Source organism: Denitratisoma sp. agr-D3 (assembly GCF_054658675.1).
Map to the genome: position 1 here is coordinate 385890 of NZ_BAAGIA010000001.1, position 26205 is coordinate 412094.

Consider the following 26205-nt stretch of genomic DNA (forward strand, 5'->3'; position numbering starts at 1 on the left):
TTAAAGCAAGCCGTACTCGCTGAGTTTTCGGCGCAGGGTGTTGCGGTTAATGCCGAGGATCTCGGCGGCCGCGCTTTGGTTGCCGTTGGCCTGCTTCATGACCACCTCGAGCATGGGCTGCTCCACCATGGACAACACCATGTCGTAAACGGCGTGGGGCTGCTGCCCGTCAAGATCGCGGAAATAGCGGTTCAAGGACCGCCGTACGCAGTCGGAAAGTTCGGCACTCATGTGGTTCTCTTTTTCTAATTAGGCGCTCAGGCGGCGAGCGCTTCCTCGTTGTCGTTATCGTCGTCCTGGTATACGAGCCGCTCGTGGGCGGCGCTTTGCAGCTGGAAAAATTCGTCGGTGGCGGTCAGTTGCTCGTCCACCGTGGCCAACTGGTTCATGGCAAAGCGGAACTGAGCGGAACCCACCAGGCCCTTGGTGTACCAGCTGATGTGCTTGCGGGCGATCTTGACGCCGCTGTCCTCGCCGTAGAAGGCATAAAGGTCCGTCAGGTGTTCGCGCAGGATGCGGTGGATTTCCTCCACCTTGGGCGCGGGCATCAGCTCGCCGGTGGCCAGGTAGTGTTCGATTTCGCGGAACAGCCAGGGACGGCCCTGGGCGGCGCGGCCGATCATGACGCCGTCGGCGCCGGTGGCCTGGAGCACGTGTTTGGCTTTTTGCGGGGTGGTGATGTCGCCGTTGGCGATCACCGGGATCTTGATCAGGGATTTGACCAGGGCGATGGTTTCGTATTCGGCCTCGCCCCGGTATTGGTCGGCCCGGGTGCGACCGTGGATGGCCACGGCGCGGATGCCGCTCTGTTCGGCGATGCGGGCGATGGTGGGGGCGTTCTTGTTTTCCCGGTTCCAACCGGTGCGGAACTTGAGGGTGACCGGGGTGTTCGGCACGGCACCGACCACGGCCTCGAGGATGCGGGCCACCAGGGCCTCGTCCTGCATCAGGGCGGAGCCCGCCATGACGTTGCACACCTTCTTGGCCGGGCAGCCCATGTTGATGTCGATGATCTGGGCGCCGTTGTCCACGTTGTGCTTGGCGGCCTCGGCCATCATTTTCGGATCGGCACCGGCGATCTGGACGGAAATGGGGTCGGCCTCGCCCTCGTGGTTGGCGCGGCGCCGGGTCTTGGCACTGCCGTACAGCAGGGAGTTGGAGGTCACCATTTCGGATACCGCCAACCCGGCGCCCAGCTTCTTGCACAGGACCCGGAAGGGGCGGTCCGTCACCCCGGCCATGGGCGCAACGAAGAGATTGTTCCGCAGCGTGAAGCCGGCGAATTCCATGGTCAGGTCAGGGCGAATGGGGGAGGGGGCGGATTCTACACCGCTTGCCTAAAAAATGGGCAGTCCCGGCATAGACTGAAATGGCATTACGTCACGACGGAATGCCACCGTCGTGGACGTCCGCCGACGTTTCAGGGATAGGCCCGGGCGCCGAACATCATGCGGTTGGCGACGAAGCGGCGCAGGGGCGGCAGCAGGTCCAGGGCCAGCAGTCCCGCGCCGCGGGCATGGTGCAGAGCCGCATTGTCGTTGCTGAAGAGCCGCACCAGGCCGTCGGTGAAACCGATGGTGCCGCGCCGGTCGACGCGGCGGCGGGCGACGTAGCGGGCCAGGGTGACCGGATCGCCCAGGGCCAGCCCGGCATCGCGGCCTTCCGCCAGGGTGCGGGCCAGGTCGCGGATATCCCGCAAGGCCAGGTTGTAGCCCTGACCGGCCACTGGGTGCAGGGTCTGGGCCGCGTTGCCGAGCCAGACCTGACATTGGTCGACGGTGCTGTCCCGGTAGCGCAGGCCCAGGGGAAAGCGGAAGCGAGGCGTGACCCCTTCGATTTTCAGCCGCCCATTGAACGCGGCGTTGAGCTGGCGCAGGAAAGCCGCGTCATCCAGGGTTTGCAAGGCTGCTGCTTCGCTCGCCGGGCAGGTGTAGACCACGGCGACGGATGACTGCGGCGCTTCTTCCGCCTTGATCGGCAGCAGGGCCACCGGGCCGTGCACGGTGAAGCGTTCCCAGGCGCAGCCGCCATGGGGCCGGGCCAGGGTGGCAGTGCAGGTGACGGCGTGTTGCCCATAGTCCCGCTGACGCAGGTGGGGGCCGTTGTCCACGGCCCCTTCCGCATAGGCGAGCAGGGCGGCCGACCATTCCTTGTCGTCCGCCTGAAAGCGGATGCCGTTCGTCGTGGCGGTGGCGGCCTCAACGCGGTGATCGTGGCGTATCGGGACGCCCCTCTCCTGTACGGCCTGGTGCAGGGCGGCCAGCAAGTCGGCGGCGGGACAGACGTAACCCAGGGCCGCCACACCTTGTTCCGCGGCGCTGATGCGGGTGCGGCCGAGACCGCCCTGTTGGGAGACGTGGATGGTGGCGATGGGGGCGGTTTTGTTTTTCAGCACGGGCCAGACGCCCAGCCAGTCCAGGGTCTGGGCCGAGCCGTGGGACAGGGCGAGGGTGCGTTTGTCGGCCAGACCGGCCCCGGCCGGGACCGCGTCGAAAACTTCCGCCGTCAGGCCGTGGCGATGCAGGGCCAGGGCCAGGGCGAGGCCGGCGGCACCGCCGCCGGCAATGGCCACGGTAGCGTGGGGGGCAGTGAGGTATTGCCCGCTTGCGCTCGTTTCAGGAGACAGGTTTTTCACCATTAGCGCCGTGCGTCCCGCATCAAGGCCTCGATCTCATCCGCCGCCACGGGCACGTCCCGGGTCAGCAGGCGGCAGCCGTCGGCAGTGACCACGGCGTCGTCCTCGATGCGCACGCCGATGTTCCAGAAGGCTTGCGGCACGTCGTCCGCCGGACGGATGTAGCAGCCCGGTTCCAGGGTCAGGACCATGCCGGGCTGAAGGGTTTTCCATTGCTCGCCGTCCTTGTATTCGCCGGCATCGTGTACATCCCTGCCCAGCCAGTGGCTGGTGCGGTGCATGTAGAAACGTTTGTAGCTGCCGCTCTCCAGGGCTTCCGCCGAGGAGCCCGGCAGCAGCTTGAGTTGGCACAGGCCGTCCACCAGCACGCCCAGCGCGGCGTCGTGGGGGGCCATGAAGCTGTTGCCGGGGCGGGTGGCGGCCTCGGCGGCCAGTTGGGCCGCCAGCACCAACTGGTAGATGTCCCGTTGCGGTCCGCTGAAGCGGCCGTTGGCCGGGTAGGTGCGGGTGATGTCGGAGGCGTAGCCGGCCAGTTCGCAGCCGGCGTCGATCAGCACCAGGTCGCCGTCGGCGACCGGGCCGTCGTTGTCCACGTAGTGCAGGACGCAGGCATGGGCGCCGGCGGCGACGATGGAGGGATAGGCGGGATAGGGGCTGCCGTGGCGACGGAATTCGTGCAGCAGCTCGGCCTCAATCTCGTATTCAAAGCAGCCGGGGCGGGTGAAGGCCATGGCGCGGCAGTGAGCGGCGGCGGAAATGCGCGCAGCCCGGGCCATGATGTCCAGTTCCACCGCGTCCTTGACCAGACGCATGTCGTCCAGCAGGGCGCGCACATTGCGCAGGGTCTCCGGTGCCCGCTTGCCGGCCCGTGCCTGGCCGCGCACGGCGTTGAGGGCGGTGGTGACGCGGGTATCCCAGGCCGGGTCGAAGCCGAGACCGGTCCACAGCACGGGCTGATCGGCGAGCAATTCGGGCAGCTTGGCGTCCAGGGTGTCGATGGCGTGGGCCTCGTCGAAGGCGAAGGTCTCCCGGGCGCCATCGGGGCCGTAGCGGTAGCCGTCCCAGATTTCCCTTTCCTCGTGCTTGTCGCGACAAAAGAGGATGCTCTTGGGGGCGTCGCCGGCAATCAGCACGATGACCGCTTCGGGTTCGGGAAAGCCGGACAGATAATGAAAGTAGCTGTCGGCGCGGTAGGGGTAGTGGGTGTCCCGGTTGCGGGTCTGCTCGGGGGCGGTGGGAACGATGGCCACGCCGCTGCCCATGGCCTGGAGCAGGCGCTGGCGGCGGGCGGCGAAGGGCGTTGGGTCGAAGGCGGCGGTCATGGTTGTTGTGCTTTCAGGAGGCGGTCGAGATCGTCCAGGCGTTGGGGCGTGCCCACGTCCACCCAACGGCCTGGGTGCCATTGGCCGGACACCTTGCCTGCTTTCATGGCGGCGCGCAACAGGGGGGCCAGCTTGGCCGGTTGGCCCGCCACCAGGCCGGCGAACAGGCTGGGACGATAGACGCCGATGCCGGCAAAGGTGAGGCGGGGACCGTCCCCGTCCTCGACGCGGCCATGGCGGAGGGCGAAGTCGCCGCCGGGGTGGTGGTCGGGATTGGACACCAGCACCAGGTGGGCGAGGTCGTCTCCGGCCAGGACCGTCTGTGCGGCGCCGACATCCCAGTCGCAGAAGATGTCGCCGTTGATCACCAGGAAGGGCGCGTCGCCAAGCAGGGGCAGGGCCTGGACGATGCCGCCGGCGGTTTCCAGAGCGCCGGGCGGTTCCGCGGAGTAGTGCAGGGCAAGGCCGAACTGGCTACCGTTGCCCAGGGCGTCTTCGATCTGCTGGCCGAGGTGGGCATGGTTGATGACCACCTCCTTGAAGCCCGCCGCCGCCAGGCGTTCCAGGTGCCAGACGATGAGGGGCTTGCCGCCGACGGCAAGCAGGGGCTTGGGCGTGTGGTCGGTCAGGGGGCGCATGCGTTCGCCGCGGCCTGCGGCTAGTACCATGGCTTTCATGGGTTTGCTCCGTAGGGGCGTGTGGTGCATGTTTGGTGGGCGGCGAACGCTAAGGGTGTGGCCCCCCACCCCCCGGCCCCCGCCCCGGGGCGGGGGTGACGGAGTTGGAGCCCTCGCTTCGCTTGGGCTGGGGGCTTACTTGCCGTGGGCACCTTTTACCGCCTGTTGGTCCATGGTGTAGCCGAGCACCGTGATCTTGTTTTCCACCAGATCCAGCACCTTGCGCAGGGGGGACAGTTCGTCGTAGCGGGTCACGGCCTTGCGCAGGTAGTGGGCCACCAGGGGCATGTCCTTGAGGTAGCCGTCCTTGCCGTCGCGGTGATAGAGGCGGGCGAAGATGCCCAGCACCTTGAGATGGCGTTGTACGCCCATCCATTCGAAATCCCGATGGAAGCTGGCGAAGTCGCTGTTGATGGGCAGGCCGGCCTTGCGCGCCCGTTCCCAATAGGTGATCAGCCAGTCGAGGACGATTTCCTCCTCCCACTCGATGTAGGCATCCTTGAACAGGGAGACCAGGTCGTAGCTGATGGGGCCGTAGACGGCGTCCTGAAAGTCGATGATGCCGGGATTGGCCTGGCCGGGGGGCGCCACCATGAGGTTGCGCGAGTGGTAGTCGCGGTGTACGTAAACCTTGGGTTCGGCCAGGTTCACCGCCATGATTTTTTCGAAGGTGCTTTCCAGTCCTTGGCGCAGCTTGTCGTCAAGGGCCAGGTTGACGTGCTTGGCCAGGTACCAGTCGGGGAACAGATCCAACTCGCGCTTGAGCAAGGCCCGGTCGTAGTCCGGCAATTGGCCAGGCTGGCTGGCGGCTTGGATGCGGATCAGGGCATCCACCGCGTCCAGGTAGCGCCCCCGTGCGGCGGCGGGATGATCCGGGTCGAGGGCGGACAGGTAGGTGGTGCTCCCCAGGTCGGACAGTAGCAGGAAGCCCTGTTCCACGTCCTGGGCCTCCACCGTGGGCACATGGACGCCGGCGGCCTCGAACAGTTGCTGCACGTGGAGCCAGGGTTTGACGTCCTCGTGGGCGGGGGGGGCGTCCATGACGATCCGGGTCGCGCCGTCACTGCGGCTGGCGCGGAAGTAGCGGCGGAAGCTGGCGTCGGCGGAGGCGGGGGCGAGGGTGAAGGAAAGGCCGGGCCACAAATGGCCGAGCCAGGACTCGATGCGCTGTTGTCTTTCCATGGGGATTTGCTTGCGCTCCCGGCGGGGGCGCTATGTTGCTGATGTTAGAATGCAAAATTCTAGCATCGGCCAGACAGTGGGCAGCCTCGGTGGGCATCCGGCGCGGATACTCTGCCACCCTGTTCGTCATGGTCCGTCCTGAACCCTAACGCCGGAACTCCATGCTTCGTTTGCCCCGCGGACAATTCAGCATTCTCGCGCTCGCGGCCGCCCTCGGCGGCGTTCCGTCCCTGGCCGCCCGTGCCGCCGACCTGCCGCCCTTCGCCGTGGATCCCGAGCTGCTGGGTCTGCCTGCGGCCAAGCCGGTGGAAGCGCCGGCCGCGACGCCACCGGCCGCCAGTACTGCTGCCGGCACTGCACCGGATAAAAAGACGGCACGTGTTGCCGAGCCTGCGGTCGACAGTCTGCCCCCGAACACTTCCCCTGTCGCGCCGACGGCGCCTGTATCAACACCATCGTCTGCGTCCGCGACGAACCCGGCACCCGCGACGGCTTCGCCGGCCGTGGCCGAAGTGGCGACGCCTGCTTCGGTCGCCGTACCCACTACCAGACAAGCCAGGACGGCCAAGGCCGGCAAGCGCCGAGGCGACAAAACCGTGCAACCGTCGCCTGCCGTGGCGGCGGTTCCGCCGGCGACTCCGGCAGCTGCTCCTGCACCCGTGGCGACAAGTCCCGTTACCACGCCACCCTCGGTAACGACGGCAACGGCGACTAATGCGGCGCCTCAAGCGGCACCGGCAGCCGCCGCACCGGCGCAGCCTGCTTCCGCTGGCGTGGCCCGCAACATGACGGTGTTCCGGGTCGATCCGGCCCTCTTGGGCTTGCCGTCGGACGCCGAGGTCACGGCGACGGCGGTGGCCCGGCCCGAGCCGACACCCGCGGCCACTGCCGCCGCACCGGCAACCGCCCGTCCCGCCCCGGGCCGCAAGGGTGCCCTGGTGCCGGGCCAGGTCATGCCCGAGTCCGCCGTGGTGGATGCGCGCACGCCGACGGCCATCCCGACTGGCGAACCGGCCCGGGCCGGCCATGGCCTGGCGCGCAACATGGAAGCCTTCCGCGTCGATCCCGCCCTGCTCGACCCGGCGGATCGCATCGCCGCCCCTGCGCAAGCCCCCCAGGAAACACCTGTGCTGGCGGCGACCGAGGCCAAGAAGGCTGGCAAGCCGCAGCCGAAATTGTCCGTGGTGCCCAGCGCGGTGGCGGGCGGCGTCTATCTGCCGCCGGTCTATGCCGGCGCCGCCAAGGATCGCAAGACCGTGCCGGTCTACGTCACCGCCGACCGCATCGACGGCACCAGCGGTGTCCAGGCGGTGGCCAAGGGCAACGCCGACCTGATCAAGGCCGACAGCCGCTTGCGCGGGGACGAGATCATCTTCCGCGAAAAAGAGGACGAGGTGGAGGCCACCGGCAACGTGATCCTGACCCGGGAAGGCGACGAGATGAGCGGTCCCCATCTCAAGCTGAAACTGGGGGACAGTGTCGGCTACTTCGAATCCCCGGTGTTCCGCATGGATCCCAAGCCCTCCGCGACCCGTCAACCCTCCATGGGGCCGGCTCTGCCTGGTTATGGCACGGCCTCCCGCCTGGAGTTCCAGGGCGAGGATCACTATCACCTGGACAATGCCACCTACTCCAGTTGCGTTCCCGGCGAAGGCCAGGACTGGTTTGCCAAGGTGGCCAGCCTGGACCTGAACTACGAAAACAGCATCGGCGAGGCCCGGGACGCGACGGTCTATTTCAAGGGCGTTCCCCTGCTCTATGCCCCCTGGCTGGACTTTTCCCTCAACCGCCAGCGCAAGAGCGGCTTCCTTTCGCCCACCTGGGGCAGTACCACCAATGCGGGCATAGAGTTTTCCACGCCCTACTATTGGAACATCGCGCCCGAAATGGACGCGACCATCGCCCCGCGGATCATGGCCAAGCGGGGCACCCAGTGGCGGGGGGAATTCCGCTATATCGGCAATAACGTGCCTAGCGTGGTCGGCCCCAGCTATATCGGCACCTTTAACGGCGAATACCTGTCCAACGATAAGTTGACCGGTCGCAGCCGGCATGCATTCAGTCTGAACCACACACAGAGTTTCGGTTATGGTTTCGCCGGCAACTTGAATCTGAATGGCGTCTCAGATGACGACTATTTCAATGACATGTCCTCGTCAGTGACCACCATCGCCCAGACTAATCTGGTCCGCCAGGGGAACCTGAGCTACGGTGCGGGCTGGTGGAGTACCAATGTCCTGGTCCAGCGCTATCAGACCTTGCGCCCTGCGGGCACCACCGTGACCAGTCCCTATGAGCGCCTGCCCCAGGTCACGCTGAACGCCAGCCGCCCCGACCTGCCTTTGGGCCTGGCGTTCAACCTTAGCGGCGAGTACGTTTCCTTCAGCAATCCGGACAAGACCCTGGTCCAGGGCCAGCGCACCACGGCCTACCCGCAGCTGTCCCTGCCCCTGCAGACGGCCTCGTTCTACGTCACCCCCAAGGTAGGGATTCACAACACCCGGTATCAGTTGAGTCAACAGGCGGTGGGCACCCCGGATTCCCTCACCCGTTCCGTGCCCATCGTCAGCGTGGACAGCGGTCTGGTGTTCGAGCGGGACACCTCCTTCAACGGTCGGGCCCTGATCCAGACCCTGGAGCCGAGGCTCTACTACCTGCGTGTTCCTCTACGGGACCAGAGCAACTATCCGGTGTTCGATACCGGTGTCGCCGACTTCAATTTCGCCCAGATCTTCGCCGAGAATTCCTTTTCCGGCGGCGACCGCATCGCCGACGCCAACCAGGCCACACTGGCCGTGTCTTCCCGCCTGATCAGTCCCAACACCGGGGCTGAGTTGGTCAAGGTGGCCGCGGGCCAGCGCTGGTACTTCTCCGATCAGTCCGTGGTACTGCCGGGGCAGACGCCCCGTAGTGGTCACTTGGCGGACTATCTGGGGGCTTTGACTGTGCAGATGGAAAAGAGCACCAGTCTGGACAGCGCGATCCAGTACAACCCCCGGGACAAGCGTGTGGAGCGTTTCAACCTGGGTATGCGCTACCAGCCGGAAACCGCCCGCCTGCTCAACGCCGGCTATCGCTTCAGCCGCGACCTGCTGCATCAGGTGGACGTCTCCGGCCAGTGGCCGGTGAGCAACAACTGGTCGGCCGTGGGCCGCTACAACTATTCCTTCCGGGACAAGAAATTGGTGGAAAACATCCTCGGCATGGAATACAACGAGGCCTGTTGGGCGGTGCGCTTCGTCGTGCAGCGGGTGGCCACCACCACCGGGCAGATCAACAGTACCTTCTTCGTTCAATTGCAGTTGAACGGCTTCTCCAGTCTAGGTTCCAGCCCTATGAACCTCCTGCGCCGCAGCGTGTCCGGTTACGACAAGGTGGTGGAACCGGATGACGAGGAAAGCGACCAACCATGACTTCTTCCTTTATGGCTTTCATGAACCCCATGCGTACTTTATTGTTGGCGGCGACCCTGTCCTTGCCCGTCGCCCTGCCGGTCCAGGCCCAGGTCCCCATCGAGGCGGACCGGTTGGTGGCCGTGGTCAACGACGACGTGGTGACCCTGTCCGAACTCAACGCCCGGGTGCTCGGCGTAGAGCGGCAACTGAAGAGCCAGAACACGCCCTTGCCCGACCGCGCCGTGCTCACCCGTCAGATCCTGGAGCGTTTGATCGTGGACCGCGCCCAGTTGCAGATGGCCCGGGAGAGCGGCATCAGCGTCAGCGACGGCGAGCTGGACGCCGCCCTGCGTCGCATCGCCGACGCCAACCGTCTGCCCATTGCCGAGTTCCGCTCCCGTCTGGAGAAGGACGGCGTGCGCTGGAGCCGTTTCCGCGACGAGGTGCGCAATGAAATCCTCATGGCCCGCCTGCGGGAGCGGGAGGTGGACGCCCGGGTGGTGGTCACCGACGGCGAGGTGGACAACTACCTGGCCAATATGTCGGCCAATGGCGATGCTGACGTCCAGTTCAATTTGGCCCACATCCTGATTCGGGCGCCGGAGCAGGCAACCGTGGAGCAGTTGACCCGACTCAGCAACAAGGCCGACCAGGCCATGGCCCAGTTACGCCGGGGTGAGCCCTTCGCCAAGGTGGCGGCGGCCTTTTCCGACGCCGGCGACGCCATGGCCGGCGGCGTCATCGGCCTGCGTCCCAAGGACCGTCTGCCGGGCCTCTACGCCGACGCCGCGCAAAAACTCAAGCCCGGCGAGGTGAGCGAGGTGCTGCGCAGTCCCGCCGGTTTCCACATCGTCAAGCTGCTGGAACGCAAGGGCGGCGCCGATGCCTTGCCCGCCATTCCCCAGACCCACGCCCGCCACATCCTGATCAAGGTGAACGAACTGGTGTCCGACAGCGAGGCCAAGCGCAAGCTGGAAGTGCTGCGGGAGCGCATCGTCAACGGCGGCAGCTTCGCCGAGCTGGCCAAGCTCCATTCCAACGACTTGTCCTCCGCCAAGGGTGGCGACCTGGGCTGGTTGAACCAGGGCGATACCGTGCCCGAGTTCGAGAAGGCCATGGACGCCCTCAAGATCAACGAGATCAGCCAGCCGATCAAGTCGCCCTTCGGCTACCACCTGATCCAGGTGCTCGAGCGCCGCACCGACGAAGGCTCCCCCGAGCGCAAGCGCCTGGCCGCGCGTCAGGCCCTGCGCGAGCGCAAGGCCGACGAGGCCTACGACGACTGGCTGCGGCAGGTACGGGACCGGGCCTATGTCGAGTACCGGCTTGACGACAAATAAACCCCTCGTCGTCACCAGCGGCGAACCGGCCGGCATCGGCCCGGAACTGTGCCTGGCCCTGGCTGGCGCCGACACCCCTCGGCCGGTGACCATTCTCGGCGACCGGGACCTGCTCGAAGCCCGCGCCCGCCTGCTGGGCAAGACCACCGCCGGACTCGACATCCGCCACGTGCCCCTCTGTGCCCCCAGCGTTCCCGGCCGCCTCGACCCCGCCAACGCGCCCTACGTCATGGCCTTGCTGGATCAAGCCCTGGCGGGCTGCCAGGCCGGTGAGTTCGCCGCCATGGTCACGGCGCCGGTGCACAAGGGCGTCATCAACGATGCCGGCATCCCCTTCAGCGGCCACACCGAGTACCTGGCGGAAAAAACCGGCACGGCCAAGGTGGTCATGATGCTGGCCGGCGGCGGCCTCCATGTCGCCCTGGTCACCACCCACCTGGCCCTCAAGGACGTGCCCGCCGCCATCACCGCGGCGGAAGTGATCGCCACCGTGCGCATCGTCCACCACGACCTGCAAGCCAAGTTCGGCATCGCCCAGCCCCGCATCCTGGTGGCCGGCCTCAATCCCCATGCCGGCGAGGGCGGCCACATGGGGCGCGAGGAAATCGAGGTCATCGCCCCCGCTATCGCCCGCTTGCAGGCCGAGGGCATGGACCTGGTGGGGCCCTTGCCCGCCGACACCCTGTTCACCCGCAAGGTCCTGGCCGGCTCCCACGCCCAGGTGGCCATGTACCACGACCAGGGCCTGGCCGTGCTCAAGTACGCCGCCTTCGAGGAAGGCGTAAACATCACCCTGGGCCTGCCCATCCTGCGTACCTCGGTGGACCACGGCACGGCCCTGGATCTGGCCGGCACCGGCCGGGCCGATCCCGGCAGCCTGTTCGCTGCGGTCAACATGGCGGCGGACATCGTGGCCAGACAAGTATGAAGATCAGCGAACGAATTTTCTGCCCGCAGGGCAGAACCGAATCGTCGCCCCCCCTTTCTGGAAGGGGCGAGCGGGTGGGAGTGGAGGGTATGGCCCGCATGTGTCCTTTCATGGCAAGGCATTTGTCATGAAAGGACACATCCCCCGCAAGCGCTTCGGCCAGAACTTCCTCAATTCTCCCGGTGTCATCCGCAAGATCGTGGACGCCATCGCGCCCCGCCGCGACGACCTCATGGTGGAAATCGGCCCCGGCCTGGCGGCCCTGACCGAGCCCCTGACCGAGATGCTGGACCACTTGCATGTGGTGGAAATCGACCGGGACCTGATCGCCGGGTTGAAGGAAAATTTCCCCCGGGAAAAGCTCACCATCCACGAGGGCGACGCCCTCAAGTTCGACTTCGGCCAATTGGCGGCCGCGGCGGGCGGCGGCAAGCGCCTGCGGGTGGTGGGCAACCTGCCCTACAACATCTCCTCACCCCTGCTGTTCCACCTGACGGACTTCGCCGACCAGGTGGAGGACATGCACTTCATGCTGCAAAAGGAAGTGGTGGACCGCATGGCGGCGGAGCCGGGCAGCGGCGAGTTCGGTCGTCTTTCGGTGATGTTGCAGTACCGTTATTGGATTGAGCGCCTGTTCATCGTTCCCCCCGGCGCCTTCACGCCGCCGCCCAAGGTGGATTCGGCCATCGTCCGCCTGATCCCCAAGCCGGCGGCGCACATGCAAACCTGCGACGTGGCGCTGCTCGGCAGCGTGGTGACCGCCGCCTTTTCCCAGCGGCGCAAGATGCTGCGCAAGAACCTCAAGGAAGTCACCGGCGAGGCCCTGCTGGAACAGGCCGGCATTGCGCCGACGGCCCGGGCCGAGGACGTGCCGGTGGAGGATTGGGTGCGTCTGGTGAACCTGCTGGCCGATGCCCGGCGGAATGCCGCCTGAGCACTATCCGTTAGAATCCGGGCTTTCCCCAACCGATTTTCCAAAGAAAGGACGCCATCATGGCCCGCATGGTCAAGTGCATCAAACTCGGCGTGGAAGCCGAAGGGCTTGATTTCCCCCCGCTGCCCGGCGAACTGGGCAAGAAGATTTTCGACAGCGTGTCCAAGGAAGCCTGGGCCCAGTGGGTCAAGCTGCAAACCATGCTGATCAACGAAAACCGCCTCAGCCTGGCCGATCCCCGCGCCCGCCAATACCTGACGGAACAGGTGACCAAGCACTTCTTCGGCGAAGGCGCCGACGCCGCCCAGGGCTACGTGCCGCCCAAGGCCTGAGTTCGGTTCGCCGCCCCGCAAGCCGCCCACGGGCGGCTTTTCTTTTGCCCCTCGCTCACCAGGGCAGGGGACCGAGGCCGTCCTCGCCGTCCCCCTGTTCTGCCCGGTAGGCGGCGAAACGCGCCGTCAAGAAGTCGAGGAACACCCGCACCTTGGCCGACAGTTGCAGGCGCGGCGGATAGATCGCGTAAATGTCCGCCGGACTGCCTACCCAATCGGGCAATACCTGCACCAGCCGTCCCGCCCGCAGATCCGGGGCGATGTCCCAGAGGGAACGGAGCAGGATGCCGTGGCCGGCCAGGGCCCACTCCACCGCCACCTCGCCGTGGTTGACGCTGAGATTGCCGGCCACCTTGACGCTGCGACTCTGTTTGCCGTGGCAGAGTACCCAGGTGCCGAAGGCGGGCTCCCCTTCCCGCAGCACGATGCAGTCGTGGCGGCCCAGATCCTCGGGCGCGCGCGGCGTCCCGGCCCGGGCCAGATAGGACGGCGCAGCGCACAACACGCGACGGTTGGAAGCGATCTTGCGTGCCAGGATGCGGCTGTCCGGTGGCTCGCCGAAGCGGATGCCGATGTCGAAGCCCTGGGTGCCGGCGGTGAGGGTCTGATCCGTCAACTGCAACTGCACCGACACCGCCGGATGCAGGCCGACGAAATCGGAAATGGCCGGCCCCAATTGGCGGCGGCCGAAGCCGAAGCCGGCGGCCACCCGCAACAGGCCGCGGGGCTCGGCCTTGGCGCGGACCAGGGTGTGTTCCAGGGCCTCCATCTCCGCCAGGATGCGCTGGCCCTCCGTCAGCAGCAGTTCGCCCTCCGCCGTCAGGCTCATGCGGCGCGTGGTGCGCTGGACCAATCTCACCCCCAGGCGCTGCTCCAGCTGAGCCAGGCGCCGGCTCACGGCGGGCGCGGTGACGCCCAGCTCCCGGGCGGCCTTGGCCAGGCTGCCTTGGCGGGCGAGCAGGGTGAAGAAGGACAAATCGAGGGGCGTGCTCATGGCGATATTGTTAACTTTAAGTAACGAATAGCTTAATTCTGTGAATATTAAGCCAATCGCCTGGAGGATTACCATTTTCCCGTCAGCCGCACCCATTCCCGGGTACGGCCATTTTTGGCGGTAGGAAAACGACCATGGCGTTTCTGGACTGGCTTCTGACCCTCGCCCTCGGCGCCGTGCTCGGCTTTTCCGGCGGCCTGTTCGGCATCGGCGGCGGCATCATCGCCATTCCCGTGCTCACCACCTTTTTCGGCATGGACCAGAAACTGGCCCAGGGCACGGCCCTGGTCATGATGCTGCCTAACCTGGTGATCGCCCTCTGGCGCTACAGCCAGCGCCAACCCCTGCCCAGGACCCAGGCCCTGGTGCTGGCCGGTCTGGCCATGACGGCCACGGCGGCCACCGCCCATTTCGCCAGTCAACTGGACTCCGCTCTGCTGCGCCGTTGCTTCGGCCTGTTCCTGCTCTGGTTGTCCCTGCACATCCTCTGGCAGCGCTACCTTGCCCGCCCGGTGGACGCCGCGCCGGCGGTGCGCAAGCCCTGGCATCTGTCGCCGCGCCTGCTGCCCCTGGTGGGGGTGTGGGGTGGGGCCTGCTCGGGGCTGCTGGGCATTGGTGGCGGCCTGGTGGCGACGCCCATCTTTGTCGGTCTGTTCCGCCTGCGCCAGGTGGTGGCCCAGGGCTTGGCCCTGGCCTTGGTGACGCCCAGCACCGGCGTGGCCTTGGCGACCTTTTCCCGTGCCGGGCTGGTGAATTGGTCCTTGGGGGCGGCCCTGGCCGTGGGGGGCTGCTTCATGGTGTCGCCCGGCGTGCGCCTGGCCCACCGCTTGCCGGAACGGGCGCTGCGCACCAGCTTTGCCTGGATGCTGGGGGCCACGGCCCTGTGGATCGTGGCCGGCGGCTGATCCGGCACGAAAGACAAAAGCGCTGGAGGGGCGAGGGGTCGCCCCGGGGCGACGTCAGTCCTTGCGGAACTCGCGCACGCCGTCGGCGGTGGCCAGCAACAGCAGGTCGGCGCCGCGCTGGGCGAAGAGACCGTTGGTGATCACGCCCACCATCTGATTGATGTGCTCTTCCAGGGCCGCGCCGTCGGTGATGGCGAGGCCGTGCACGTCGAGGATCAGGCCGCCGTTGTCGGTGACGAAGCCCTCCCGCAGTACGGGCCGGCCACCCAGGGCGGCCAGTTGCCGCGCCACCTGGGCCCGGGCCATGGGGATTACTTCCACCGGCAGGGGGAACTTGCCCAGGGTGTCCACGCGCTTGCTCTGGTCGCAGACGCAGACGAAGGTGCCGGCCACGGCGGCGACGATCTTCTCCCGGGTCAGGGCGCCGCCGCCGCCCTTGATCATTTCCAGTTTGGCGTTGATTTCGTCGGCGCCGTCCACATAGACCGGAATCGCCAGTCCCCGATCCACTACGTCGTTGAGTTCCAGCACCGGGATGCCGTGGCCTTCGAGGCGTTTTTTCGACGCCTCGGAACTGGACACGGTGCCACCGATACGGTCCTTCACCGTCGCCAGGGCGTCGATGAAGAAGTTGGCGGTGGAGCCGGTGCCGACGCCGATGATGGCGCCCGGGGCGGTATGGGCCAGCACGTAGGCCAGGGCGGCGTCGGCGGCGGCTTTCTTGAGTTCGTCTTGGGTCATGGCGTGGCGCTGGGGAAATCGAAAACCCGCAGTTTACGCCGGGGATTCGTCCCGGTAGCGCACCAGGCAGAAATCCTCGCGGGATTCCAGCACCTCCTCCAGCACCACGGTGCGGCGCAGGCCCATGGCCAGCAGCAGCATGCGCTGGCCGGGCTTGTGGTTGCCCGCTTCCAGGATCAGGGTGCGGTCGTGGCGGGAGAGCAGGATGCCATCGTGGAAGTCCGCCACCGCCTCCTGGCCGGGGCGCAGGATTTCCTCTTTTTTCAGATAGCGCAGATTCACCGGCAGGGGCTGCCCCGGCAGCAGTTGCAGGCCCGCCACCCGTCCGCTGTGGGGCGTGCGTCCCAGGCGACGGATCACGGCGATGTCCCATTGCAGGGATTCCTGCTGACGGTAGCCGATCAGGGCACCGATCTTGAGGCCGCGTTTTTGCGGCGGCACCACCAGGCCCAGGCCGCGCTCGCTGCTGTTGGCCAGGGACCATTGTTCCAGGGGCGTGCCATCCGCCTGTTCGAGCTTTTGCAGGACGTGCAGGGGGCTCAGGGGTTCGCTGTCGGCGGATTCCGTTGCCTGGGCCGCATCGTCCAGGTAATCGTCCAGGTCCCGCGCCTTGGCGCGGTAGCTGGCGTAGTCCCCGCCCGGTCCACCGGCCAGGGCGAAAGTGGTGGCCACCACCATGCGCCGTACCCGGGCGAAGCCGTGCACCACGTTGAGGTCGCCTTCTTCTTCCTGGCGCGGTGAGCGGCGGGTCGGCGGCGTGTTGGACCAGGTATCCCGCAGCAGGCGCAGCAGGCCGATTTTTTCTTCGACGCTGCCGGGCAACTGGGCCAGCCAGGGTGCCGGTTGGCCAGCCTCCAGGGACGCCAGCCGACGCAGGACGTTGCCGTAGGCGAGGCCGGGACCGAAACACAAGGGTTCCCCACCCGCGGCCGCTGGTTCCGCCCGGCCGTGAACATGGCGGTGGGGAGCGTTCGCGCCAAAGACGAAGGGACTGCGATCATCCGGCGCGCTGCGCAGCACCAGCAGATCGCAGTCCCGGCCCAGCAGTTCGTCCAGGCATTCGATCTGTTCCGGGGACAGGTTGCCGAGGGGCGCCACCTCGAACATCAAGGCCTGGAGCAGGGCGCTTTGTACCGTGCCATCCGTCTCCGCCGCGCCGTCCCGCAGGGGCAGGGCTTGGACGCCGTGGCGGCAGGCATCGGCATAAAGCGCCGCGTAGCTGGTCCACAGGGACGGGGCGGCGCTGCGGTAGCGGAAGCGTTGCAATTTTTCATGACTGTGGCGACGCTGGATGGCGCGCCGACTCAGTTCGGCGAAGCGCTTGCCGCTGGCACTTCCGTTCGTGGCCGGAAAGCGTTTCAGGGCGATGTCGTAGGCGGCGGCGCTGAGCCGGTAAAAGTTGGACAGGGACAACCAGATGTCGTCCGGCAGGTTGCCCCGGGACGCGGGCGGGAACAACTGGTCCCAGGCCTGGGCCAGGTAGGGGGCGGCCTGTTGGTCCAGGTCCAGGGTGGCGCGGATGCGGGCCTCCGCTTCGATGGTGGCTTCAAGGCCCACCAGTTCCTCTAGGTGGCCGGCGATGGTGCGCAGGGCCGCCAGCAGGGAGCCCCGGGCCGTGGCGTCCAGCTGATAACGCGGCACCTGCGTCCCGGCGCGGGGGGCGGGTTTTTTGCGCAAGCGGGAGAGGAGCCACTGCCACATGGAGGAAGGGCCTCAGGGCGCGTTGATGTACTGCGCCAGTTGGGACATTTCCCGGGCGCCGTCGCGGATGTCGGCCAGGCGCTGGAGGAGCAGGCCCTGGGCGCTGGCCGGGGACGGGGGGCCTGCCACGGCGATGGGCGGGCGTCGTGCGTCGTCCTCCTTGCCATCGAGGATCAGGGCGATTTCCCCCGCCGCCTCGGTCATGATCGGGGTGATGCCCTGCGCATCCAGTTCGCCGCCGCGCTGCTGGATCAATAGGCGGACCGAGGCCAGCTGGGCCGCCAACAGATAGCAGGCGGTGATGAAGGCATTGAGGTGGTCCACCGCGCGGCGACGGTTCTCCGGCTCGTCCAACATGCGCCGGCTGGCGGAGCCAAGGGCGGCGATGGCATCCACCAGGTGCTTGCGCGACAGGCGGTATTGGAGCTGGCTCGGATTCAGGTCCAGGGTCATGCGGGTGTAGGCGGCGCTGGCCCGCAGTACGCTGGCGGTGAGGTTGGGAATGTTGCGGGATTCCCAGTTGGGCAGGATGAAGCTGAAGCACCAGGCGATCAGGGCGCCGACCCCGGTGTCCAGCAGCCGTTCGGCGATCAGGAACTGACTGTCCGGTTCCAGGAAGTGGGTGGGCAGCAGGCCCATCAGGCAGGCCGCCATGGCGGTGTAGCGGTAGTTGCGGGTGGCCAGGGCATGGGCGGTGCCCACGGCGATGAACACCAACAGCATCAGCACCACTGGGTTGCTGGTGGCCCAGAGCAGGAAGGCGGCCAGGATGCAGCCCAGGATGTTGCCGGAAACCCGGTCCCACTGCCGCTGCCGGGTCTGGCTGTAGCTGGAGCGCATGATCACCGCGATGGTGAGCAGGATCCAGTAACCGTGGGCGGTGTAGGGCAGCACCAGGTCCACCGTGTAACCGCAGGCCATGGCCAGCACCACCCGCAGGGAGTAGCGGAATACCGGCGAATCGAAACTCAGGTTCTTGAACAACTGCTCGACGCCGTAGTCGGGCCGGCTGAGGAAGTGTTCCACCGCCACGCCCTGTACCGCCTCCACCGGCGCGATGGGGGTGTGGGAGGCGCGGCGGATCTGGTTGATCTGTTCGATGAACTCCAGGGTCTTGTCGTAGACGCTGATCACCATGGCCAGGGGGCGGGGCCCGCTGCTGCTTGGCCGGCCGCTGGGACGCAGGCGGCCCATCTCGTGCTCGATGGCGTAGATTTCCGCCTGGTAGCTGATGCCCGACTGGGGCGAGGCATTCTTGATCAGGGAATAGCCGATGTGCTCCAGGTCCAGACTTCCCTTGCGCGCCAGGTCGCGGAAGAACATCATCAAATCGCTGCCGGCGTAGTGATTGCGCAGGCCCTTGTAATCCACCTGGATGGACAGCAGCAGCTCGAACAGTTCCAGGGACTTGACCAGGGTGGCCGCCAGCATGCCGTCCTTTTCCGAGCGCATCTGGCGGAACAGCAGGTCGCGGGTGACCTGGAGCTTTTCCACCACCACTCCCTGCTGGATGATCAGGGCGCGGTAGCAGTCCTCCATGGAAATCGCCGTGTCGAAGAAGTCGCCCTGCACCCGCAGGTAGTTGGCCAGTTCCTGGATGGTTTCCCCCAGGGCCTGCTGGCGGGTGCGGAAGCTCAGGGCGCTGGCCACCGCCAGGGCGTAGGCCAGGTAGATGGTGCCGCCCAGGGCGAAGTGGGCGATCAGGGGCAGCGGCCCGCTATGGGGCGGGGCGCTGAGGGACAGCACCATGGTGAAGAACAGGGAGAAGGAGAGGGGCACCGTCTTGCGGCCGTAGGCGGTGATCATGGCCGAGACGAAGCTGATGCCCAGCACCGCGGCCCCCAGCAGCCAGGTGTGGTGGCGATTGAGGGTGACGATCGTCACCACCAGGGTGCCCAGCACCAGGCCCGCCAGGGTTTCCAGCAACTTGTGCCGGGCCGGGGTGGGCACGTCGTTGATGCTGACGCAGATGGCGCCCATGGCCATGCCCGCCGCCAGGTCCAGGCCACCGAACAGGTAGCCCGCCAGGGACACGGCGAGGACGCCGATGGACACGGAAAAACCGCTGTAGGCGTAGTGGTCGAAAATGGCCCGTTGCGTCATGGTGGGTCAGGGGATGTCGATGGGGGAATGATAGCCGGCTTGGGCCATGAAAAAGGCCGCCAGGGGCGGCCTTGGGGCAAAGGTGTGAAACACCCTACTTTTTCCTCATGGGCGGCAGGTCGGTGCAGCTGCCGTGGGCCACTTCGGCGGCGAGACCGATGGTCTCGCCCAAGGTGGGGTGGGGGTGGATGGTCTTGCCGATATCCACCGCGTCGGCGCCCATTTCGATGGCCAGGGCCACTTCGCCGATCATGTCGCCGGCACCGGGGCCGACGATGCCGCCGCCGATCACCCGATGGGTCTCGGCGTCGAACACCAGTTTGGTGAAACCGTACTCGGCACCGTTGGCGATGGCGCGACCGGAGGCGGCCCAGGGGAACTTGCTACTGCTCACCTTGCGCCCGGCCTTCTTCGCTTCGTCCTCGCCGACGCCGACCCAGGCCACTTCGGGGTGGGTGTAGGCGACGCCGGGGATCACCGTGGCATCGAAGAAGCTCTTCTCGCCTGCGGCCACTTCGGCGGCGACGTGGCCTTCATGGACCGCCTTGTGGGCCAGCATGGGCTGGCCGACGATGTCGCCGATGGCGAAGATGTGGGGCACGTTGGTGCGCATCTGCTTGTCCACCGGGATGAAGCCCCGCTCGCCGACGATCACGCCGGCCTTGTCGGCGCCGATCTTGTTGCCGTTGGGGGCGCGACCGGCGGCTTGCAGGACCAGGTCGTAACGCTGGGCTTCGGCCGGCGCCTGCTCGCCCTCGAACTTGACCCAGAGGCCGTCCTTCTTGGCCTCGACGGAAACGGTCTTGGTCTTCAGCATCACCTTGTCGAAGCGGTGGCTGTTCTGCTTTTCCCAGACCTTCACCAGGTCCCGGTCGGGGCCCTGCATCAGGCCGTCGAGCATTTCCACCACGTCGATCTTGGCGCCCAGGGTGGAGTACACCGTGGCCATTTCCAGGCCGATGATGCCGCCGCCGATGACCAGCATGCGTTCCGGCTTGCCGCGCAGTTCCAGGGCGCCGGTGGAATCCACGATGCGCGGATCGTCGGGCAGGAAGGGCAGGTGCACCGCCTGGGAGCCGGCGGCGATGATGGCCTGCTTGAAGCGGACGATCTTTTTCTCGCCGGTCTTGTCCTGGGCGTTGCCGGCGGTGATCTCCACTTCGACATGGTGCGGATCGATGAAATGGCCGAAGCCGCGCACCACCTCCACCTTGCGGGCCTTGGCCATGCCGGCCAGGCCGCCGGTGAGCTTGCCGATCACCTTTTCCTTGTGACCGCGCAGCTTGTCGATATCCACCTTGGGCGCGGCGAAGGCGACGCCGGCATCCAGCACGTGGGCGGCTTCCTCGATCACGGCCGCCACGTGGAGCAGGGCCTTGGAGGGGATGCAGCCCACGTTGAGGCAGACCCCGCCCAGGGTGGCATAGCGCTCGACGATGACGGTCTTGAGACCCAGGTCGGCGGCGCGGAAGGCGGCGGAATAACCGCCGGGGCCACCGCCCAGGACCAGCATGTCGCATTCGATGTCGGCACTGCCGCCATGGCTGCCGGCCTGGGGCGCGGCCACCGGGGCAGCAGGCGCGGCGGGGGCTGCTGCGGCTGTTGGCGCGCTGGCCGGTGTGGCGGCGGCGCCAGCACTAGCGGCTTCCAGTACCAGGATCAGGGAGCCCTCGGAGACCTTGTCTCCCAGCTTGACCTTGAGTTCCTTCACCACGCCGTCGGCGGGGGAGGGCACGTCCATGGTGGCCTTGTCGGATTCCAGGGTGATCAGGCCGTCCTCGGCCTTGACCGTGTCGCCGGGCTTGACGGCGATTTCGATGACGGGCACATCGGCGAAACCGCCGATGTCGGGCACTTTGACTTCAATCAGTTGGCTCATGGCTAACCTTTCAATGGGAGGCGGCGGCCAGGGGGATGCTGCGAATCACCACGGGGCCCGCCGAAGCGGTGTCGAACTCGATGCCGGCGTTGACGCCCAGGATGGCGATCTCCGCCGCGCTGGCGCTGGGATTGTCGTAGGCGACGTGCATGGCACCCAGGGCGTAGTTGCGCCCGGAGCCGATGCCCCAGAAGCGGTCGAACTCGAACACCTCGCGCAGGGAGAACACGCCGTAGATGCCGCTGGCGTTGGCGATCAGGGCCGTGATCTGGGAGGACTCATAGGGATCGTCCTCGTCTTCCTTCGGGTTCAGGTAGGCGTGTTCCTTGAGGATGGGGTGGAGGCGGCGGAAGGTTTCGTACACCTCCTGCCGGGAGCCCAGCTTGAGGCTGCCGGCGCCGTCCTCCCCCGACTGCTCCTTGAGTTGCTGCAAGCAGGAGGCCAGCACCAGGTGGTGGGCCGAACTGCCGCAAACGCCGATCCAGGACCCGGCGATCTCGAGGATCTTGTCGTGCTCGCCCTTGTAGGAGCGGCCCAGCCGGGTGTCGCCGAAGGTGGTCAGGGAGTCCGCCGCGATGGCGACCTCCCCGTCCTTCTTGACCACGGTGATGGTGGTCACAGGAAGATCCTGCGGAAGTCCGCCATGACCTGGCCCAGGTAGGCGGTGAAGCGGGCGGCCAAGGCCCCGTCGATGACCCGGTGGTCGTAGGACAGGGAGAGGGGCAGCATCTGCTTCGGCACGAATTGCTTGCCGTCCCACACCGGTTTGGTCTGGGTCTTGGAAACGCCGAGGATGGCCACTTCCGGCGCATTGATGATGGGCGTGAACGCCGTGCCGCCAATGCCGCCGAGGCTGGAGATGGAGAAGCAGCCGCCGGTCATGTCGGCCGGGCCTAGCTTGCCGTCCCGGGCCTTCTTGGCCAGGTCGCCCATTTCCTGGGCAATCTGTAGCAAGCCCTTCTTGTCGCAATCGCGAATCACCGGTACCACCAGGCCGTTGGGCGTGTCGGCAGCAAAACCGATGTGGTAATACTGCTTTAGCACCAGATTGTCGCCGTCCAGGGAGGCATTGAACTCGGGGTACTTCTTCAGGGCCGCGACGCAGGCCTTGATCAGGAAGGCCAGCATGGTCAGCTTGGCGCCGCCGGACTTCTCGTTTTCCTTGTTCATCTGCACCCGGAAGGCTTCCAGGTCGGTGATGTCGGCCTCGTCGAATTGCGTGACGTGGGGAATCATCACCCAGTTGCGAGCCAGGTTGGCGCCGGAAATCTTCTTGATGCGGGACAGGGGTTTGGCTTCGATGGGGCCGAACTTGGCGAAGTCCACTTTGGGCCAGGGCAGCAGGTCCAGGGTGCCGCCACCGGTTACACCACCACCGGCCGCAGCGCCAGGAGCAGCAACAGCACCGGTGACGATGCCCTTCACAAAGCGGGTCACGTCTTCCTTGGTGATGCGGCTCTTGGGGCCGGAGGCGGGCACCTTGCCCAGATCGGCACCCAGTTCGCGGGCATAGGCCCGGACCGAGGGCGAGGCATGGGCCTTGCTGCCAGCAGGCAGTACCGCACCGGCAGACGCAACAGGTGCAGCTTTGGTGGCAGTCGGTACCGGGGCTGAGGCAGGGGCGGCAGCGACGGGCGCTGCTGCGGGAGCCGCAGCCTGGGGTGCCGGCGCGCTCGCTGCGGCAGCACTTTCCACCTTGATCAGCAGGGCACCTTCGCCCACCTTGTCGCCGACCTTGACCAGGACTTCCTTCACTACGCCAGCGGCGGAGGAAGGTACGTCCATGGTGGCCTTGTCGGATTCGAGGGTGCAAATGGTGTCGTCCACCGCCAGGGTGTCGCCCACCTTCACGGCCAGCTCGATGATGGGTACGGCGTCGAAATCGCCGATGTCCGGCACCTTCACTTCGACGATGCCGCCGACGGGGGCGGCAACGGGGGCGGCGGGAGCAGCCGCGGGTGCAGGCGCAGCCACGGGGGCGGAAGGGGTAGGGGCGGCAGCCTGGGGAGCCGCGGCGGCTACGCCGGCACTGGCTTCCACCTTCACCAGCACGGTGCCTTCGCTTACCTTGCTGCCGACGGCGACCAGGATTTCCTTCACCACGCCGGCGGCGGAGGAAGGCACGTCCATGGTGGCCTTGTCGGATTCCAGGGTGCAGATGGAATCATCCACCGCGATGGTGTCGCCCACCTTGACGTTGAGTTCGATGACGGGGATGTCGGAGAAATCGCCGATGTCGGGGACTTTGACTTCAATCAGTTGTGCCATGGTCGTCTTACTCCTTAGACCGTCACGGGGTTGGGCTTGTTGGGGTCAAGGTTGTACTTGACCAGGGCGGCGGCCACCTTGTCGTGGGCGATCACGCCATCGTCGGCCAGGGCCTTGAGGGCGGCCAGGGTGACCCAGTAGCGGTCCACTTCGAAGAAGGCCCGCAGATTGGCCCGGGTGTCGGAACGGCCGAAGCCGTCGGTGCCCAGGGTGACGTAGCGACGATTGACGTAGGGGCGGATCTGCTCGGAGAACAGGCGGATGTAGTCGGTGGCCGCGACGACGGGGCCACGGGTGTCGTCCAGGCAGTTTTCCACGTGGGACTTGCGCGGCTTCTCCAGGGGATGCAGCAGATTCCAGCGGGAGGCGTCCTGGCCGTCGCGGGCCAGTTCGTTGAAGCTGGGGCAGCCCCACAGGTCGGCTTCGATGCCCCAATCGTTCTTCAGCAGGTCGGCGGCGGCGATCACCTCGCGGAAGATGGTGCCGGAGCCCAGCAACTGCACGCGGGGACCGGAGGACGCTGCGCCCTTCTTGAACTGGTACATGCCCTTGATGATGTCGGCCTCGGCACCCTTCGGCATTTCCGGGTGTTCGTAGTTCTCGTTCATCACGGTGATGTAGTAGAAGACGTCTTCCTGTTCCTGGTTCATGCGGCGCAGGCCATCCTGCACCACCACGGCCACTTCGTACTGGAAGGTGGGGTCGTAGGAGACGCAGTTGGGAATCAGGTTAGAGAGGATCAGGCTGTGGCCGTCTTCGTGTTGCAGACCTTCGCCGTTCAGCGTGGTGCGGCCGGCGGTGCCGCCCACCAGGAAGCCCCGGGCGCGTTGGTCGCCGGCAGCCCAGCAGAGGTCGAGGGTGCGTTGCAGACCGAACATGGAGTAGCAGATGTAGAACGGGATCATCTGCACGTTATGGACGGAATAGGCGGTGGCGGCGGCGATCCAGTCGCTCATGGCGCCCGCTTCGTTGATGCCCTCTTGCAGCACCTGACCGGTCTTGGATTCCTTGTAGAACATCAACTGGTCGTGGTCTTCCGGCACGTACTTCTGGCCTTCCTGGCTCCAGATGCCGTACTGGCGGAACATGCCTTCCATGCCGAAGGTGCGGGATTCGTCGGGGACGATGGGCACCACGTGGCGACCGATCTGCTTGTCCTTGAGCAGGGTGTTCATGACCCGCACGATGGCCATGGTGGTGGACAATTCACGGCCCTCGCCGGAGGCCTTGAGCAGGGCTTCGAAGGCGTCGAGGCCGGGCACCGGCAGCGGGTCGGCCTTGCGTCGGCGCTGGGGCAGGAAGCCGCCCAAGGACTCGCGGCGGGACTTCATGTACTTGTATTCCTCGGAGTCCTCGGCGAACTTGACGTAGGGGATCTGATCCAGCTTGTCGTCGGCCACCGGCACGTTGAAGCGGTCGCGGAAGCGGGCGATCTGCTCCTTGTCCATCTTCTTCTGCTGATGGCTGATGTTCATGGCCTCGCCGGCGTCGCCCATGCCGAAGCCCTTGATGGTCTTGGCCAGGATCAGGGTGGGTTGGCCCTTGTGGTCGGAGGCGGCGCGGTAGGCGGCGAAGATCTTGAACACGTCGTGGCCGCCGCGATTCAGGTTCCAGATTTCCTCGTCGGTCCAGTCGGCGACCAGTTCCTTCAATTCGGGAGTGTTGAAGAAGTGCTCGCGGACGTAGGCGCCATTCTTGGCCTTGTAGGTCTGGTACTCGCCGTCCACCACTTCCATCATGCGTTGCTTGAGGATGCCCTTCTTGTCCCGGGCAAACAGGGCGTCCCAGTGGGTGCCCCAGATCAGCTTGATCACGTTCCAGCCGGAGCCGCGGAATTCGGATTCCAGTTCCTGGATGATCTTGGCATTGCCGCGCACCGGGCCGTCCAGACGCTGCAAATTACAGTTGATGACGAACACCAGGTTGTCCAGCTTTTCGCGGCCGGCCATGCTGATGGCGCCGAGGGATTCCACTTCGTCGGTTTCGCCGTCGCCGAGGAAGGCCCAGACCTTGCGGTCGCCGGCCTTGATCAGGCCACGGGAATCCAGGTACTTCATGAAGCGCGCCTGGTAGATGGCCTGGATCGGGCCAAGACCCATGGACACCGTGGGGAACTGCCAGAAGTCCGGCATCAGCCAGGGGTGGGGATAGGAGGAAATGCCCTTGCCGCCGGTTTCCTGGCGGAAGTTGTCCATCTGTTCTTCCGTCAGTCGACCCAGCATGAAGGCGCGAGCGTAGACGCCGGGCACCGAGTGGCCCTGGAAGAAGATCAGGTCGCCGCCGTGCTCGGCGGAAGGGGCGCGCCAAAAATGGGAAAAGCCCACGTCGTAGAGGGCGGCGGCGGAAGCGAAGGAGGCGATGTGGCCGCCGACGTTGGTGTCCTTGTTGGCACGCACGACCATGGCCATGGCGTTCCAGCGGATGTAGGAGTGGATCTTGATTTCCAGGTCGGCGTTGCCCGGGTACTTGGGCTGCTGGGCGACGGGAATGGTATTGACGTACTCGGTGTTGGCGGAGAAGGGCAGGTCGACGCCGGAAGCGCGTCCCCGTTCCAGCAGTTTTTCCACCAGGTAATGGGCCCGCTCGGGACCTTCGTGCTCAATGACCCCTTCCAGGGCGTCGAGCCATTCGCGGGTTTCCTGGGGATCGGCGTCGGCAGCCGTAACGGATGGCGGGACGGGTTGCGTCGTCATGGTGTTTCCTCCTCGTGAGAGTCGTTGTTCCGCCCCGGTGGGCGCGGGTTTTCTCGGCAGCTTAGCCCTGCTTGAGGGCTGAAGCATTTCAAAGTGTTTCGGATAGTAAAACAAGAATTCGTATTGTGCAATGACGCGGCGCAGCATCGGCGCCGTACCTCGCTGTATCCCCGCTG

20 protein-coding genes are annotated in these 26205 nt (G+C 66.3%); 6 read left to right on the forward strand and 14 right to left on the reverse strand.

Annotation, left to right across the window (positions count from 1 at the left end):
* From ACYQ2U_RS01890 to ACYQ2U_RS01915, 6 genes are all read right to left on the reverse strand, one after another.
* Positions 1-231 (reverse strand): Fis family transcriptional regulator, encoded by a 231-nt coding sequence (locus ACYQ2U_RS01890; RefSeq protein WP_459948636.1) that lies wholly within the window; start codon positions 229-231, stop codon positions 1-3.
* Positions 232-257: 26 nt separating this feature from the next.
* Entirely contained in the window at positions 258-1289 is a 1032-nt protein-coding gene (gene dusB, locus ACYQ2U_RS01895) for a tRNA dihydrouridine synthase DusB (protein ID WP_459948637.1), read from the reverse strand.
* Positions 1290-1420: 131 nt separating this feature from the next.
* Complete coding sequence (locus ACYQ2U_RS01900; RefSeq protein WP_459948638.1) at positions 1421-2638, reverse strand: FAD-dependent monooxygenase; 1218 nt, start codon at positions 2636-2638, stop codon at positions 1421-1423.
* Positions 2638-3957: an aminopeptidase P N-terminal domain-containing protein gene (locus ACYQ2U_RS01905; RefSeq protein WP_459948639.1), complete on the reverse strand. Its 1320-nt coding sequence runs from the start codon at positions 3955-3957 to the stop codon at positions 2638-2640. Before ACYQ2U_RS01905 ends, ACYQ2U_RS01900 begins: the two co-directional genes overlap by 1 nt.
* Positions 3954-4634, reverse strand: coding sequence for an N-acetylmuramate alpha-1-phosphate uridylyltransferase MurU (gene murU, locus ACYQ2U_RS01910; RefSeq protein ID WP_459948640.1), 681 nt, complete (start codon positions 4632-4634; stop codon positions 3954-3956). Before murU ends, ACYQ2U_RS01905 begins: the two co-directional genes overlap by 4 nt.
* 135 nt (positions 4635-4769) lie before the next feature.
* The gene (locus ACYQ2U_RS01915) at positions 4770-5816 is read right to left on the reverse strand and encodes an aminoglycoside phosphotransferase family protein (RefSeq protein ID WP_459948641.1); all 1047 of its coding nucleotides are present in this window, start codon (positions 5814-5816) and stop codon (positions 4770-4772) included.
* 161 nt (positions 5817-5977) lie between these two features.
* On the opposite strand from ACYQ2U_RS01915, the gene ACYQ2U_RS01920 reads away from it, so the two are divergent.
* The 5 genes from ACYQ2U_RS01920 (at position 5978) to ACYQ2U_RS01940 (ending at position 12745) form a co-directional block, all read left to right on the forward strand.
* On the forward strand, positions 5978-9229 hold the full coding sequence (locus ACYQ2U_RS01920; protein WP_459948642.1) for an LPS-assembly protein LptD: 3252 nt from the start codon (positions 5978-5980) through the stop codon (positions 9227-9229).
* Positions 9226-10551, forward strand: a complete 1326-nt coding sequence (locus tag ACYQ2U_RS01925; RefSeq protein ID WP_459948643.1) for a peptidylprolyl isomerase — start codon at positions 9226-9228, stop codon at positions 10549-10551. Before ACYQ2U_RS01920 ends, ACYQ2U_RS01925 begins: the two co-directional genes overlap by 4 nt.
* Entirely contained in the window at positions 10523-11479 is a 957-nt protein-coding gene (gene pdxA / locus ACYQ2U_RS01930; RefSeq protein ID WP_459948644.1) for a 4-hydroxythreonine-4-phosphate dehydrogenase PdxA, read from the forward strand. Before ACYQ2U_RS01925 ends, pdxA begins: the two co-directional genes overlap by 29 nt.
* Before the next feature lie 127 nt (positions 11480-11606).
* On the forward strand, positions 11607-12413 hold the full coding sequence (gene rsmA, locus ACYQ2U_RS01935) for a 16S rRNA (adenine(1518)-N(6)/adenine(1519)-N(6))-dimethyltransferase RsmA (RefSeq protein ID WP_459948645.1): 807 nt from the start codon (positions 11607-11609) through the stop codon (positions 12411-12413).
* Positions 12414-12472: 59 nt separating this feature from the next.
* On the forward strand, positions 12473-12745 hold the full coding sequence (locus tag ACYQ2U_RS01940) for an oxidative damage protection protein (RefSeq protein ID WP_459948646.1): 273 nt from the start codon (positions 12473-12475) through the stop codon (positions 12743-12745).
* A gap of 55 nt (positions 12746-12800) precedes the next feature.
* Here the strand turns inward: ACYQ2U_RS01940 and ACYQ2U_RS01945 are convergent, their stop codons facing one another.
* Complete coding sequence (locus ACYQ2U_RS01945) at positions 12801-13739, reverse strand: LysR family transcriptional regulator (protein ID WP_459948647.1); 939 nt, start codon at positions 13737-13739, stop codon at positions 12801-12803.
* Positions 13740-13873: 134 nt separating this feature from the next.
* On the opposite strand from ACYQ2U_RS01945, the gene ACYQ2U_RS01950 reads away from it, so the two are divergent.
* Positions 13874-14644: a sulfite exporter TauE/SafE family protein gene (locus ACYQ2U_RS01950; RefSeq protein WP_459948648.1), complete on the forward strand. Its 771-nt coding sequence runs from the start codon at positions 13874-13876 to the stop codon at positions 14642-14644.
* 54 nt (positions 14645-14698) lie between these two features.
* Here ACYQ2U_RS01950 and rpiA read toward each other — a convergent pair whose 3' ends face one another.
* From rpiA to aceE, 7 genes are all read right to left on the reverse strand, one after another.
* Complete coding sequence (gene rpiA, locus ACYQ2U_RS01955; protein WP_459948649.1) at positions 14699-15385, reverse strand: ribose-5-phosphate isomerase RpiA; 687 nt, start codon at positions 15383-15385, stop codon at positions 14699-14701.
* 33 nt (positions 15386-15418) lie between these two features.
* Entirely contained in the window at positions 15419-17086 is a 1668-nt protein-coding gene (locus tag ACYQ2U_RS01960; protein WP_459948650.1) for a hypothetical protein, read from the reverse strand.
* A gap of 12 nt (positions 17087-17098) precedes the next feature.
* Positions 17099-19189, reverse strand: coding sequence for an FUSC family protein (locus ACYQ2U_RS01965; protein ID WP_459948651.1), 2091 nt, complete (start codon positions 19187-19189; stop codon positions 17099-17101).
* A 94-nt stretch (positions 19190-19283) separates the two neighbouring features.
* A complete protein-coding gene (lpdA, locus tag ACYQ2U_RS01970; RefSeq protein WP_459948652.1) occupies positions 19284-21068 on the reverse strand; it encodes a dihydrolipoyl dehydrogenase in 1785 nt (594 codons plus the stop codon).
* A 10-nt stretch (positions 21069-21078) separates the two neighbouring features.
* Positions 21079-21687 (reverse strand): MFS transporter, encoded by a 609-nt coding sequence (locus ACYQ2U_RS01975; RefSeq protein WP_459948653.1) that lies wholly within the window; start codon positions 21685-21687, stop codon positions 21079-21081.
* The gene (gene aceF / locus ACYQ2U_RS01980; RefSeq protein ID WP_459948654.1) at positions 21684-23336 is read right to left on the reverse strand and encodes a dihydrolipoyllysine-residue acetyltransferase; all 1653 of its coding nucleotides are present in this window, start codon (positions 23334-23336) and stop codon (positions 21684-21686) included. Before aceF ends, ACYQ2U_RS01975 begins: the two co-directional genes overlap by 4 nt.
* Before the next feature lie 14 nt (positions 23337-23350).
* Positions 23351-26029 (reverse strand): pyruvate dehydrogenase (acetyl-transferring), homodimeric type, encoded by a 2679-nt coding sequence (aceE, locus tag ACYQ2U_RS01985; protein ID WP_459948655.1) that lies wholly within the window; start codon positions 26027-26029, stop codon positions 23351-23353.
* Positions 26030-26205: the final 176 nt, after the last annotated feature.

What these genes read in the sequence shown, in the direction of transcription:
- ACYQ2U_RS01890 (WP_459948636.1), bottom strand. Translation starts at nt 231, where the DNA reads ATGAGTGCCGAACTTTCCGACTGCGTACGGCGGTCCTTGAACCGCTAT.
- dusB (WP_459948637.1), bottom strand. Translation starts at nt 1,289, where the DNA reads ATGGAATTCGCCGGCTTCACGCTGCGGAACAATCTCTTCGTTGCGCCC.
- ACYQ2U_RS01900 (WP_459948638.1), bottom strand. Translation starts at nt 2,638, where the DNA reads ATGGTGAAAAACCTGTCTCCTGAAACGAGCGCAAGCGGGCAATACCTC.
- ACYQ2U_RS01905 (WP_459948639.1), bottom strand. Translation starts at nt 3,957, where the DNA reads ATGACCGCCGCCTTCGACCCAACGCCCTTCGCCGCCCGCCGCCAGCGC.
- murU (WP_459948640.1), bottom strand. Translation starts at nt 4,634, where the DNA reads ATGAAAGCCATGGTACTAGCCGCAGGCCGCGGCGAACGCATGCGCCCC.
- ACYQ2U_RS01915 (WP_459948641.1), bottom strand. Translation starts at nt 5,816, where the DNA reads ATGGAAAGACAACAGCGCATCGAGTCCTGGCTCGGCCATTTGTGGCCC.
- ACYQ2U_RS01920 (WP_459948642.1), top strand. Translation starts at nt 5,978, where the DNA reads ATGCTTCGTTTGCCCCGCGGACAATTCAGCATTCTCGCGCTCGCGGCC.
- ACYQ2U_RS01925 (WP_459948643.1), top strand. Translation starts at nt 9,226, where the DNA reads ATGACTTCTTCCTTTATGGCTTTCATGAACCCCATGCGTACTTTATTG.
- pdxA (WP_459948644.1), top strand. Translation starts at nt 10,523, where the DNA reads ATGTCGAGTACCGGCTTGACGACAAATAAACCCCTCGTCGTCACCAGC.
- rsmA (WP_459948645.1), top strand. Translation starts at nt 11,607, where the DNA reads ATGAAAGGACACATCCCCCGCAAGCGCTTCGGCCAGAACTTCCTCAAT.
- ACYQ2U_RS01940 (WP_459948646.1), top strand. Translation starts at nt 12,473, where the DNA reads ATGGCCCGCATGGTCAAGTGCATCAAACTCGGCGTGGAAGCCGAAGGG.
- ACYQ2U_RS01945 (WP_459948647.1), bottom strand. Translation starts at nt 13,739, where the DNA reads ATGAGCACGCCCCTCGATTTGTCCTTCTTCACCCTGCTCGCCCGCCAA.
- ACYQ2U_RS01950 (WP_459948648.1), top strand. Translation starts at nt 13,874, where the DNA reads ATGGCGTTTCTGGACTGGCTTCTGACCCTCGCCCTCGGCGCCGTGCTC.
- rpiA (WP_459948649.1), bottom strand. Translation starts at nt 15,385, where the DNA reads ATGACCCAAGACGAACTCAAGAAAGCCGCCGCCGACGCCGCCCTGGCC.
- ACYQ2U_RS01960 (WP_459948650.1), bottom strand. Translation starts at nt 17,086, where the DNA reads ATGTGGCAGTGGCTCCTCTCCCGCTTGCGCAAAAAACCCGCCCCCCGC.
- ACYQ2U_RS01965 (WP_459948651.1), bottom strand. Translation starts at nt 19,189, where the DNA reads ATGACGCAACGGGCCATTTTCGACCACTACGCCTACAGCGGTTTTTCC.
- lpdA (WP_459948652.1), bottom strand. Translation starts at nt 21,068, where the DNA reads ATGAGCCAACTGATTGAAGTCAAAGTGCCCGACATCGGCGGTTTCGCC.
- aceF (WP_459948654.1), bottom strand. Translation starts at nt 23,336, where the DNA reads ATGGCACAACTGATTGAAGTCAAAGTCCCCGACATCGGCGATTTCTCC.
- aceE (WP_459948655.1), bottom strand. Translation starts at nt 26,029, where the DNA reads ATGACGACGCAACCCGTCCCGCCATCCGTTACGGCTGCCGACGCCGAT.